Source organism: Serratia sp. (in: enterobacteria) (assembly GCF_052400455.1).
Lineage (GTDB): Bacteria > Pseudomonadota > Gammaproteobacteria > Enterobacterales > Enterobacteriaceae > Serratia > Serratia ureilytica.
Window position 1 is genome coordinate 198,970 of sequence record NZ_CP185812.1, and the last position, 12,062, is coordinate 211,031.

Here is a 12,062-nt window from a genome sequence, read left to right on the forward strand (position 1 = left end):
CCCCTACGAATTAAAATAATCAGGTACGAGAAGAAGAAATGAAGACAGAAGGGTTACTCGCGCAGCGTATCGTTAACGTAAAAAGTTCGGCCATCCGTGAATTGCTTAAGCACAGCAAGATGGAACACGTCATTTCGCTGGCGGGCGGCATCCCCTCTGATGCGTTGTTCGATTTCGAAGGATTGAGCATCGCCACCCAGCAGGCGATCACCGAACAGCCGAAAAGCGCATTCCAGTACGGCCTGACCGAGGGCAGCCCGCTGCTGCGTGAGCGCATTTGCGCGCTGTGCGCCGAGCGCGGCGTCACCGCGCGCGCAGAAGAGGTGATGGTCACCGCCGGCTCTCAGCAGGCCCTGGATTTGGTGATGCGCGCCATCGTCAACCCGGGCGACGTGTTCGTGGTGGAGCGCCCGACCTACCTGGCGGCGCTGCAAACGCTGGAACTGGCGGAGGCCAACATCATGTCGGTCTCGTCCGACAGCGACGGCATGGTGGTGGAAGAGCTGGCCGAGCTGCTGAAAACCCAGCGCATCAAGGGCGTGTACGTGGTGCCGAACTTCGGCAACCCCAGCGGCATCACCCTCAGCGCCGCGCGCCGCGAACTGCTGGTGAAGCTGGCCGCCGAACATAACTTCCTGATCATCGAAGACGATCCGTACGGCGAGCTGCGTTTCACCGAAGAGCGCCACCCGACGCTGCATCAGGTGTCGCAGCAGGTGCTGGGCAACACCGACCACATCATCTATACCTCGACCTTTTCCAAGATCCTGGCGCCGGGCCTGCGTTTGGGCTGGGCGATCCTGCCGCCGTTCCTGCTGCATAAAGTGGCGATCATCAAACAGGCGGCGGATCTGCACGCCAGCGCCCTGTCGCAAAGCATCGTCGAATGCTACCTTGGCCTGGATCGCCTGCCGGCGCAGATCGACAAGATCCGCGCCGCCTACAAACACAAGGGCGAGATCCTGGCCGGTTTGGTGGAGCAGGAGCTGGGCGACTACATCACCTTCGATAAACCGAAGGGCGGCATGTTCCTGTGGGCGCGTTTCCGCCAGCCGTTCAACGCCACCGAATGGCTGAACACCACGCTGCAGCAGGGCGTGGTGTTCGTGCCGGGGGAATACTTCTTCTCCGACAACCCGGATCGTTCGACCTTCCGCCTGTCGTTCGCCACCGCCACCGAGCAGCAGATGCAAGAAGCGGTCGCGCGCCTGCGCCGTTCGCTGTAATCCTCGCGGCGGCGGAGCCCATGCCCGCCGCCGACATCAAACCGCCATCTTCACTTCACCTTGCCGTCATGTGGCTGTCATCTAACGGTTATTTTTCTGTCATCCGCGCATGGCATGTTAGCTTCCGAACAAAAAACTGATTCTTTTCGCTCACGCGCTTTTACACCAGCTTTTTCAGGAGTTAGGCATGCTCACCTACGCTATTCGCAAAACCACGCTGTGCGTCGCATTGACCCTGGCGGTCAGCGCACAGGCGCTGGCGGCGACAGAAATCCCGTTCTGGCATTCGATGGAAGGCGAACTGGGTAAAGAAGTGGACTCTCTGGCGGATCGCTTCAACCAGTCGCACAGCGACGTCAAGATTGTGCCGGTTTATAAAGGCAACTACGAACAGAGCCTGGCGGCGGGCATCGCCGCTTACCGCTCCGGCAAGGCGCCGGCGATCCTGCAGGTTTACGAGGTGGGCACCGCCACCATGATGGCCAGCAAAGCCATCAAACCGGTCTATGAAGTGTTTAAAGAGGCCGGCATCAACTTCGACGAGTCGGTGTTCGTGCCGACGGTTGCTGGCTATTACACCGACAACAAGAGCGGCCATCTGCTGTCGCAGCCGTTCAACAGCTCCACGCCGGTGCTGTACTACAACAAAGACGCCTTCAAAAAGGCCGGCCTGAACCCGGAACAACCGCCGAAAACCTGGCAGGAACTGGCGGCGGATACCGCCAAACTGCGCGAAGCCGGCATGAAGTGCGGTTACGCCAGCGGCTGGCAGGGCTGGATCCAACTGGAGAACTTCAGCGCCTGGCACGGCGTGCCGTTCGCCAGTGAAAACAACGGCTTTGGCGGCACCAGCGCCAAGCTGGAGTTCAACCAACCGCTGCAGGTCAAACATATTGCGCTGCTCGAAGCGATGAACAAGAAGGGCGACTTCACCTATTTCGGCCGCAAAGACGAATCCACCGAGAAGTTTTATAACGGCGACTGCGCCATCACCACCGCCTCATCCGGTTCGTTGGCGGACATCAAGCACTACGCCAAATTCAACTACGGCGTCGGCATGATGCCGTACGACGCCGACGCGAAAAATGCGCCGCAAAACGCCATCATCGGCGGGGCCAGCCTGTGGGTGATGAACGGCAAAGACGCCGCCACCTACAAGGGCGTGGCCGAGTTCTTGCAGTACCTGGCGCAGCCGGAAATCGCCGCCGAATGGCACCAGAAGACCGGTTATCTGCCGATCACCACCGCGGCTTACGATCTGACCAAGCAGCAGGGCTTCTACGACAAGAATCCGGGTGCCGACGTCGCCACTCGCCAGATGCTGAACAAGCCGCCGTTGCCGTTCACCAAGGGCCTGCGCCTGGGCAACATGCCGCAGATCCGCAGCGTGGTGGATGAGGAACTGGAAGGCGTGTGGACCGGCAAGAAAACGCCTCAGCAGGCGTTGGACGCCGCCGTGCAGCGCGGTGACGTGCTGCTGCGCCGCTTCGAAGCTTCGACCAAGTAACCCCGCGTCGCGGGCCCGGTAGACCGGGCTCGCGTCTTCACGCCGATCCTTCCGTACCCGATTAATGGTTTAACTGCTATGTCATCTTCCCGTCCCGGTTTCGGCTGCAGCTGGTTGCCCTATGCGCTGGTGCTGCCGCAGCTGCTGATTACCGCCGTCTTCTTTTTATGGCCCGCCGGCGAAGCGCTGTGGTATTCGGTGCAGAGCCTCGATCCGTTCGGCCTGTCCAGCCAGTTTGTCGGGCTGGATAACTTTAAACAGCTGTTCCAGGATCCTTACTACCTCGACTCGTTCTACACCACGCTGATCTTCAGCTTCCTGGTGGCGGGCATCGGGCTGGCGGTTTCGCTGTTCTTCGCTGCGTTGGTGGACTACGTGCTGCGCGGCAGCCGCCTCTATCGCACGCTGATGATCCTGCCCTACGCGGTGGCGCCGGCGGTGGCGGCGGTGCTGTGGATCTTTCTGTTCAACCCCGGTCTGGGGTTGATCACCCATTTCCTCAACGGTCTGGGCTATAACTGGAACCATGCGCAAAACAGCGGCCAGGCGATGTTCCTGGTGGTGCTGGCCTCGGTATGGCAGCAGATAAGCTATAACTTCCTGTTTTTCCTCGCGGCGCTGCAGTCGATCCCGCGTTCGCTGGTGGAAGCGGCGGCCATCGACGGCGCCGGCCCGGTGCGGCGTTTCTTCCATCTGGTGCTGCCGCTGATCGCGCCGGTGAGCTTCTTCCTGCTGGTGGTCAATCTGGTGTACGCCTTCTTCGATACTTTCCCGGTGATCGACGCCGCCACCGGCGGCGGGCCGGTGCAGTCCACCACCACGTTGATCTACAAGATCTACCGCGAAGGCTTCGCCGGGTTGGATCTCTCCAGTTCCGCCGCGCAGTCGGTGATCCTGATGCTGCTGGTGATCGGCCTGACGGTGATCCAGTTCCGCTTCGTTGAACGTAAGGTGCGCTACCAATGATTGAGAATCGACGCGGGCTGGATGTCTTCAGCCATGTGATGCTGATTATCGGCGTGCTGGTGGTGCTGTTCCCGCTGTACGTGGCCTTTGTCGCCGCCACGCTGGACGACAAGCAGGTGTTTCAGGTGCCGATGACGCTGGTGCCCGGCGGGCACCTGTGGGAGAACATCCGCAATATCTGGCAGGGCGGCGTGGGCAACCTCAAGGTGCCGTTCTCGCTGCTGCTGCTCAACAGCGTGATCATGGCGCTGGCGATCACCTGCGGCAAGATCGCGGTGTCGGTGCTGTCGGCTTACGCCATCGTGTATTTCCGTTTCCCGCTGCGCAGCCTGTTTTTTTGGCTGATTTTCCTCACCCTGATGCTGCCGGTGGAAGTGCGTATTTTCCCGACGGTGGAGGTGATCTCCAACCTCAACCTGCTGGACAGCTATACCGGCCTGACGCTGCCGCTGATGGCCTCGGCCACCGCCACCTTCCTGCTGCGCCAGTTCTTCATGACGCTGCCGGATGAGCTGCTGGAGGCGGCGCGCATCGACGGCGCCGGGCCGATGCGTTTCTTCTGGGACATCGTGTTGCCGCTGTCGAAAACCAATCTGGCGGCGCTGTTCGTCATCACTTTTATCTACGGCTGGAACCAATATCTGTGGCCGCTCCTGATCACCAGCGACGCTTCGATGGGCACCGCGGTGGCGGGCATCAAGAGCATGATCTCCACTTCCGGCGCGCCGACCCAGTGGAACCAGGTGATGGCGGCGATGATTCTGACTTTATTGCCACCGCTGGCGGTGGTGCTTCTGATGCAGCGCTGGTTTGTGCGCGGTCTGGTTGATAGCGAGAAATAACGACGATGGCAGGATTAAAACTACAGGCGGTCACCAAGTCTTACGACGGTAAAACGCCGGTGATCAAACAGATCGACCTCGACGTGGCGGACGGTGAATTCATCGTGATGGTCGGCCCGTCCGGCTGCGGCAAATCCACGCTGCTGCGGATGGTGGCTGGGCTGGAGCGCACCACCAGCGGCGATATCTATATCGATACCCGGCGCGTGACCGATCTGGAACCCAAGGATCGCGGCATCGCGATGGTGTTCCAGAACTACGCGCTCTATCCGCACATGAGCGTGTACGACAACATGGCTTATGGCCTCAAGATCCGCGGTTTCGGCAAGGAGCATATCCGCCAGCGGGTGGAGGAAGCGGCGCGCATCCTGGAGCTGGAGCCGCTGCTCAAGCGTAAACCGCGCGAACTTTCCGGCGGCCAGCGCCAGCGCGTGGCGATGGGGCGCGCCATCGTGCGCGAACCGGCGGTGTTCCTGTTCGATGAACCGCTGTCCAACCTGGACGCCAAGCTGCGGGTGCAGATGCGCCTGGAGCTGCAACAGTTGCACCGCCGTCTGAAAACCACCAGCCTGTACGTGACTCACGACCAGGTGGAGGCGATGACGCTGGCGCAGCGGGTGATCGTAATGAACAAGGGCGTGGCGGAACAGATCGGCACTCCGAGCGAGGTGTATCAGCGGCCGGCTTCGCTGTTCGTCGCCAGCTTTATCGGCTCGCCGGCGATGAACCTGTTGCCCGGCACCCTGAGCGCCGACGGCGGCCAGCTGCTGCTGGCGGACGGCATGACGCTGCCGTTGCCGGCGGCCAAGCCGCAGTGGGCGGGGCGGCAGTTGACGCTGGGCATTCGGCCGGAGCATATTCAGCTGGTGGCGCAAGGCCAGGGCGTGCCGCTGCAGCTGCAGACGCTGGAACTGCTGGGGGCCGACAATCTGGCGCACGGCCAGTGGGGCGGTCACGGGGTGATCGCGCGGTTGTCGCATGAAACCTTGCCGACGGCGGGCAGTACGCTATATTTGCAGCTGCCTGCTCAGGCGCTGCACTTCTTTGACACCCACAGCGGATTACGGATGGATTGATGACGAGACCCTGGCCTTACCCTCATATCGTTGCCCACCGCGGCGGCGGTTCTCTGGCGCCGGAAAATACCCTGGCGGCGATCGACGTCGGCGCGCGCCACGGCCACAAGATGATCGAGTTCGACGCCAAACTGGCGCAGGACGGACAAATTTTCCTGCTGCATGATGATACGCTGGATCGCACCAGCAACGGCTGGGGCGTGGCGGGCGAGCTGCCGTGGGATAAGCTGGTGCAGCTGGACGCCGGCAACTGGTACAGCTCGGCCTTCAAGGGCGAGCGGCTGCCGCTGCTGTCGGAGGTGGCGGAACGCTGCCGGGAACACGGCCTGATGGCCAATATCGAGATCAAACCGACCACCGGCAGCGACGATGAAACCGGCCGGGTGGTGGCGCTGGCGGCGCGGCTGCTGTGGCAAGGGCAGACCGACCCGTTGCTCTCCTCCTTCTCGGTGGAAGCGCTGGCGGCGGCGCAACGCACCGTGCCGGATTTGCCGCGCGGCTTGCTGCTGGAGGACTGGGACGACAACTGGCGCGAGCTGACCGAACGTCTGGACTGCGTCTCGCTGCATATCGACCACAAGGCGCTGACCGCCGAGCGGGTGAAAGCGTTGAAAGACGCCGGTCTGCGCATTCTGGTGTATACCGTTAACCAGCCGGATCGCGCGCGCCTGCTGCTCGACTGGGGCGTTGACTGCATTTGCACCGACCGGATAGATTTGATTGGCCCGGAGTTCTAATCCGGCGCCGATGAATCCTGCGACGACAAGCCTTGCCGCCGCACCACCGGAAGGAATGCGATGCCAGGCTTTATGATGTCACTGTGGCACCAGATCGTGCTGTCATTACCGCTGTTCGTCCTGATCGCGTTGGGTTATGGGCTGATTCGCTGGGGGAAATGGCCCACCAGCATCACCGATGGCCTGACGCGCTTTGTGTTTTCCCTCGCCTTGCCCGCCATGCTGTTTCGCATGATGTGCGACTTCTCGCAGCGCCCGGCGGTCGACGCCCGGCTGCTGATCGCGTTCTTCGGCAGTTGCCTGATCGTGTTCGTGCTCGGCCGTCTCGTCGCCCGGCACCTTTTCCGGCTGGATGGCGTCGCCGGGTCGGTGTTTGCGCTGGGCGGTATTTTCTCCAATAACGTGATGCTCGGTTTACCGATCGCCAGCGTGATGCTGGGGGAGGCGGCGATCCCGTCGGTGGCGCTGGTGCTGGTGTTCAACGGCCTAATCCTGTGGACGCTGGTCACGGTGTCGATCGAATGGGCGCGCAACGGCTCGCCGACGCTGGGGGGCTTTGCTAAAACCGCGCGCAGCGTGCTGACCAACCCGTTGATCGTCGGCATCCTGTCCGGCACCCTGTTTAGCCTGACCGGCCTGCCGCTGCCGGACTTCGTCGATCGGCCGGTCAGCATGCTCGGCCAGGTGGCGGCGCCGCTGTCGCTGGTGGTGCTTGGCATGGGGCTTGCCGAGTACCGCATCAGCGAAGGCTGGCAACTGAGCAGCGCCATCTGCGTGCTGAAGTTGCTGGTACAGCCGTTGGTGATTTGGCTGCTGGCCTGGATGATGGATCTGCCGCCGATGGAGACCCGCGTGGTGGTGCTGCTGGGCTCAATGGCGGTGGGGGTGAATGTCTACCTGATGTCGCGCCAGTTCAATACGCTCACCGGCCCGGCCGCCACCAGCCTGGTGATGTCCACCGTGCTGGCGGCGATCACCACGCCGCTGATCCTCACCGTTATGGGCGTGCGGGCGTAGCCGGCAGCGGGGCCTGCGGCACCGCCGGCGCGGTACGGTTGAACGGATCGCGCGGCTGGTTGCCGTTAGGCAGCAACTGGCCGCCGTTCGGCGTGGTTTGCAACAGCTGTTGCCGTTGATTGTCGAACTGGCGCTGCTGTTGCAGGCGGCGTTGATCCATCTGCCGGTTGTTCAACAAGCGCTGTTGCTGCGCCTGTTGGCTGTTTTGGTTGAGAAGCTGCTGCTGTGAACGCAGATCGGTTACGCCGTTGGCCGCTGCAGCCAGGCCGGGCAGCAACAGCAGAGCGAACAGAATGTGAGAAGTTTTCATGATGGTTACCTCGCTTTTTTATTAAGCCTAACCCAGCGGTGAAATTTTGCTGGTAGTTTGTATTTCGTTCAAATGTAAACCGCCTTTTCGCCAACGCGGTGCCCATCTTCCGTTACAATCGCCCTTTCGGTCTTTTTTAGGGTGAACCCATCGTGCTGCTTTTGGTTATAACCACCATTCTGTGGGCGTTCTCTTTCAGCCTGATCGGCGAATATTTGGCGGGCCATGTCGACAGCTGGTTCTCGGTGCTGATGCGCATCGGGCTGGCGGCGCTGGTGTTCCTGCCGTTCCTGCGCTGGCGCAACATCAAACTCAAGGTGATCCTGCTGTATATGCTGGTGGGCGCCTTCCAGCTGGGCATCATGTACCTCATCAGCTTCCGCGCCTATCTCTATCTGACGGTGCCGGAGTTCCTGTTGTTCACCGTGCTGACGCCATTGTACATCACGCTGATCTACGACTTGCTGAGCGGCCGTCGCCTGCGCTGGGGCTACGCCTTCAGCGCGCTGCTGGCGGTGCTGGGCGCGGCGATCATTCGCTATCACCAACTGAGCGAACATTTTTGGTGGGGGCTGTTGCTGGTGCAGGCGGCGAACATCAGCTTCGCCATCGGCATGGTCGGCTATAAGCGCCTGATGGAAGTGCACCCCTTGCCGCAGCACACCGCCTTTTCCTGGTTCTACCTGGGGGCGGCGGCGGTGGCGGTAGTGGCCTGGTTCCTGTGGGGCAATCCGCAGCAGCTGCCAACCACCAATCTGCAGTGGGGCGTGCTGATCTGGCTGGGCGTGGTGGCGTCGGGGCTGGGTTACTTCATGTGGAACTACGGCGCGACGCAGGTCGATGCCGGCACGCTCGGCATCATGAACAACATGCATGTGCCGGCCGGCTTGTTGGTCAACCTGGCCATTTGGCAGCAGCAGCCGCACTGGCCGAGCTTTATCCTCGGTGGGGCGGTGATCGTCGCTTCACTGTGGGTGCACCGCCGCTGGGTGGCGCCGAAACAGCTCGGCTAAACGGGGGCCGGCAGTTTACACGCCTGCCGCCAACGCTTTGGCGCCGGTCGCGCCGGGGCGTGCCGCGTCGCGCACGAACGGCAGATGATCGCAGGCGTGCTGGCGGGCCGAGCGGATAAAGGCTTCGGTCACCGCCTGGCGCTGTTCGCCGTCGCGCACGGCGGCGTACAGGCGGCTCCACAGGCCGTCACCCAGGGTTTTGGTCACCACCAGCCCCTGCCGTTCGAAACTTTCCACCACCCAATGCGGCAGCGCCGCAATCCCCATCCGCGCCGAGACCATCTGGATCAGCAGCAGCGTGTTATCGACGTTCTTCAACGCCGGGTTGACGCCCGCCGGCTGCAGGAAATGCCGCCAGATATCCAGCCGCTGGCGCTGCACCGGGTAAATCAACAGCGTTTCATCGCTCAAGTCTTCCGGCTCGATGTGCGGCTTGCCGGCCAGCGGATGATCCGGCGCCAGCACCAGACGCACCTCAAAATCGAACATCGGCGAATAGTGCAGGCCGCTGCGCGGCAGGATATCCGACGTCATCACCAGATCCAGCTCGCCCTGTTGCAGGGCCGGCTGCGGATCGAAAGTCACGCCGGAAGTGAAGTCCATCACCACCTGCGGGAAACGCTGGCGGAAGTTGTCCAGCGCCGGCGTTAGCCACTGAATGCAGCTGTGGCATTCGATGGCGATGCGTAGCGTGGTTTGATGCGGCTCGTGGCAGGCCTGCAGCGCCTGCTGGATCTGCGGCAGCACCTGTTCCGCCAGCTGCAGCAGGATCTCGCCCTGGGCGGTGAAGCGCAGGGGCTGGCTTTTGCGCACGAACAGCTTGAAGCCCAGACGTTGCTCAAGATCGCTGAACTGGTGCGACAGGGCAGACTGCGTCTGATGAAGTTGGGCCGCCGCCCCCGCCAACGAACCGCTGTTGCGCAGAGCCTGCAGCGTCCGTAAATGTTTCAGTTCGATCATGAGAGTCCTTCACATTGACAGTGAATAAATTGCGCTTGTGGTTAATACAGTACCTGCTGATTATGGATGTGTAAACATCTGGACGGCTAAATGGGGAATATGACGATGGCAATTTTGAATCACACACTGGGTTTTCCTCGCGTTGGGCTACGACGTGAGCTGAAAAAAGCTCAGGAAAGCTACTGGGCCGGCAACTCAACGCAGGAAGAGCTGTTGGCGGTTGGCCGCGAGCTGCGCGCTCGTCATTGGCAGCAGCAACGGCAGGCCGGGGTGGATTTGGTGCCGGTCGGCGATTTCGCCTGGTACGATCATGTGTTGACCACCAGCCTGCTGCTGGGCAACGTGCCGGCGCGCCATCAGAATGCGGATGGCTCTATTGATCTGGACACGCTGTTCCGCATCGGCCGTGGCCGCGCACCGACCGGCGAGCCGGCGGCCGCGGCGGAAATGACCAAATGGTTTAACACCAACTATCACTACATGGTGCCCGAATTCCAGCAAGGCCAGCAGTTCAAGCTGGGCTGGACCCAACTGCTGGACGAAGTGGACGAAGCGCTGGCGCTGGGGCATCACATCAAGCCGGTGCTGCTTGGCCCGGTGACTTATCTGTGGTTGGGTAAAGTGAAGGGCGAGCCGTTCGACCGCCTGTCGCTGCTGAAAGAGATCCTGCCGGTTTACCAGCAGGTGCTGGCGGAACTGGCGAAGCGCGGCGTCGAGTGGGTGCAAATCGACGAACCTGCGCTGGTGCTGGAGCTGCCGCAAGCCTGGCTGGACGCCTTCAAACCGGCGTATGACGCGTTGCAGGGGCAGGTTAAGTTGCTGTTGACCACGTATTTCGACAGCGTCGGCCACAACCTCGACACCATTCGCACGCTGCCGGTGCAGGGGCTGCACGTCGATCTGGTCGCCGGCCATGACGATATCGCCGCGCTGAGCGCCGTATTGCCGCAAGACTGGCTGCTGTCGCTGGGCGTGATCAACGGCCGCAACGTTTGGCGCGCCGATCTGAGCCGCTGGTTCGAACGTCTGCAGCCGCTGGTGGGACAGCGCCCGCTATGGATCGGCACCTCCTGTTCACTGCTGCACAGCCCGATCGATCTGAGCGTGGAAAGCCGTCTGGACGAAGAAGTGAAAAGCTGGTTCGCCTTCGCCCTGCAAAAATGCGCCGAGCTGGCGCTGTTGAGCTCGGCGCTGAACGCGCCTGACGCGACGAAACAGGCCGAGCTGGACGCCTACAGCGCGCCGATCCGCGCCCGTCGCCAGTCGAACCGCGTGCATAACCCACAGGTTGAGCGCCGTCTGGCCGCGATCACCGCGCAGGACTGCGAACGCCGCAGCGCGTACGCCGAGCGCGCCAGGGCGCAGCGCGAGCGTTTCAAGCTGCCGGCCTGGCCGACGACGACCATCGGTTCGTTTCCACAGACCACCGAAATCCGCGGCCTGCGTCTGGACTTCAAACAGGGCCGTTTGGACGGCAGCAACTACCGCACCAGCATCGGTGAGCACATCAAACAGGCGATCGTCGAGCAGGAGCGCCTCGGGTTGGACGTACTGGTGCACGGTGAAGCCGAGCGCAACGACATGGTGGAATATTTCGGTGAGAACCTCGACGGCTTCGTGTTTACCCAGAATGGTTGGGTGCAGAGCTACGGTTCCCGCTGCGTGAAGCCGCCGGTGATCATCGGTGACGTCAGCCGCCCGGAAGCCATTACCGTCGAATGGGCCAAATTCGCCCAGTCGTTGACCGACAAGCCGGTGAAAGGCATGTTGACCGGGCCGGTGACCATCCTGTGCTGGTCGTTCCCGCGTGAAGACGTGACCCGCGAAGTGATCGCCAAGCAGATTGCGCTGGCGCTGCGCGACGAGGTGGAGGATTTGGAAAAAGCCGGCATCGGCATCATTCAGATCGACGAACCTGCGCTGCGCGAGGGGCTGCCGCTGCGACAATCCGACTGGGCCGCCTACCTGAACTGGGCGGTGGACGCCTTCAAATTGAACGCCGCCGTGGCGCAGGATGACACCCAGATCCACACCCACATGTGTTACTGCGAGTTCAACGACATCATGGACTCCATCGCCGCGCTGGACGCCGACGTGATCACCATCGAGACCTCGCGTTCCGATATGGATCTGCTGGAAGCCTTCAAAGAGTTCGAATACCCGAACGAAATCGGGCCGGGCGTCTACGATATCCACTCGCCGAACGTGCCGAGCGTGGAATGGATCGAAGCGCTGCTGCGTAAAGCAGCGCAGAACATCCCGGCGGAACGCCTGTGGGTCAACCCCGATTGCGGCCTGAAAACTCGCGGTTGGCCGGAAACCCGGCAGTCGCTGGCCAACATGGTATTGGCGGCGCAGCGCCTGCGCGAGCACGCGTGATGCCGTGCGGCGGGTAAACCGCCGCAGAT

At 61.9% G+C, this 12,062-nt stretch carries 11 protein-coding genes; 9 read left to right on the plus strand and 2 right to left on the minus strand.

What is annotated here, in order from left to right:
- The first annotated feature begins 38 nt into the window (after window positions 1-38).
- From ACORQT_RS00905 to ACORQT_RS00935, 7 genes are all read left to right on the plus strand, one after another.
- Window positions 39-1,226, plus strand: a complete 1,188-nt coding sequence (locus ACORQT_RS00905; RefSeq protein ID WP_033652643.1) for an aminotransferase-like domain-containing protein — start codon at window positions 39-41, stop codon at window positions 1,224-1,226.
- A gap of 187 nt (window positions 1,227-1,413) precedes the next feature.
- Window positions 1,414-2,733 carry a sn-glycerol-3-phosphate ABC transporter substrate-binding protein UgpB gene (ugpB, locus tag ACORQT_RS00910; RefSeq protein ID WP_033644983.1) on the plus strand — a complete coding sequence of 440 codons (1,320 nt, stop codon included), beginning with the start codon at window positions 1,414-1,416 and terminating at the stop codon, window positions 2,731-2,733.
- Between the two features lie 78 nt (window positions 2,734-2,811).
- Window positions 2,812-3,699: a sn-glycerol-3-phosphate ABC transporter permease UgpA gene (ugpA, locus tag ACORQT_RS00915; protein WP_015376293.1), complete on the plus strand. Its 888-nt coding sequence runs from the start codon at window positions 2,812-2,814 to the stop codon at window positions 3,697-3,699.
- Window positions 3,696-4,541, plus strand: coding sequence for a sn-glycerol-3-phosphate ABC transporter permease UgpE (ugpE, locus tag ACORQT_RS00920; RefSeq protein WP_042783464.1), 846 nt, complete (start codon window positions 3,696-3,698; stop codon window positions 4,539-4,541). The genes ugpA and ugpE overlap by 4 nt, the downstream gene beginning before the upstream one ends.
- Before the next feature lie 5 nt (window positions 4,542-4,546).
- Complete coding sequence (locus tag ACORQT_RS00925; RefSeq protein ID WP_142074876.1) at window positions 4,547-5,617, plus strand: sn-glycerol-3-phosphate import ATP-binding protein UgpC; 1,071 nt, start codon at window positions 4,547-4,549, stop codon at window positions 5,615-5,617.
- Window positions 5,617-6,354, plus strand: a complete 738-nt coding sequence (ugpQ, locus tag ACORQT_RS00930) for a glycerophosphodiester phosphodiesterase (protein ID WP_015376295.1) — start codon at window positions 5,617-5,619, stop codon at window positions 6,352-6,354. The genes ACORQT_RS00925 and ugpQ overlap by 1 nt, the downstream gene beginning before the upstream one ends.
- Before the next feature lie 60 nt (window positions 6,355-6,414).
- Window positions 6,415-7,371, plus strand: a complete 957-nt coding sequence (locus tag ACORQT_RS00935; RefSeq protein ID WP_042783466.1) for an AEC family transporter — start codon at window positions 6,415-6,417, stop codon at window positions 7,369-7,371.
- Here ACORQT_RS00935 and ACORQT_RS00940 read toward each other — a convergent pair.
- Entirely contained in the window at window positions 7,352-7,681 is a 330-nt protein-coding gene (locus tag ACORQT_RS00940) for a hypothetical protein (RefSeq protein ID WP_016929457.1), read from the minus strand. The two genes, ACORQT_RS00935 and ACORQT_RS00940, sit on opposite strands and share 20 nt — an antisense overlap.
- Window positions 7,682-7,833: 152 nt before the next feature.
- Between ACORQT_RS00940 and ACORQT_RS00945 the strand changes: the two genes are divergently transcribed.
- Complete coding sequence (locus ACORQT_RS00945) at window positions 7,834-8,694, plus strand: carboxylate/amino acid/amine transporter (RefSeq protein WP_033652651.1); 861 nt, start codon at window positions 7,834-7,836, stop codon at window positions 8,692-8,694.
- 15 nt (window positions 8,695-8,709) lie between these two features.
- Here ACORQT_RS00945 and metR read toward each other — a convergent pair whose 3' ends face one another.
- On the minus strand, window positions 8,710-9,654 hold the full coding sequence (gene metR / locus ACORQT_RS00950; protein ID WP_016929455.1) for an HTH-type transcriptional regulator MetR: 945 nt from the start codon (window positions 9,652-9,654) through the stop codon (window positions 8,710-8,712).
- 90 nt (window positions 9,655-9,744) lie between these two features.
- Here metR and metE point away from each other — a divergent pair, with 90 nt between their 5' ends.
- Window positions 9,745-12,033: a 5-methyltetrahydropteroyltriglutamate--homocysteine S-methyltransferase gene (metE, locus tag ACORQT_RS00955; protein WP_084587943.1), complete on the plus strand. Its 2,289-nt coding sequence runs from the start codon at window positions 9,745-9,747 to the stop codon at window positions 12,031-12,033.
- The last annotated feature ends 29 nt before the right edge of the window (window positions 12,034-12,062 follow it).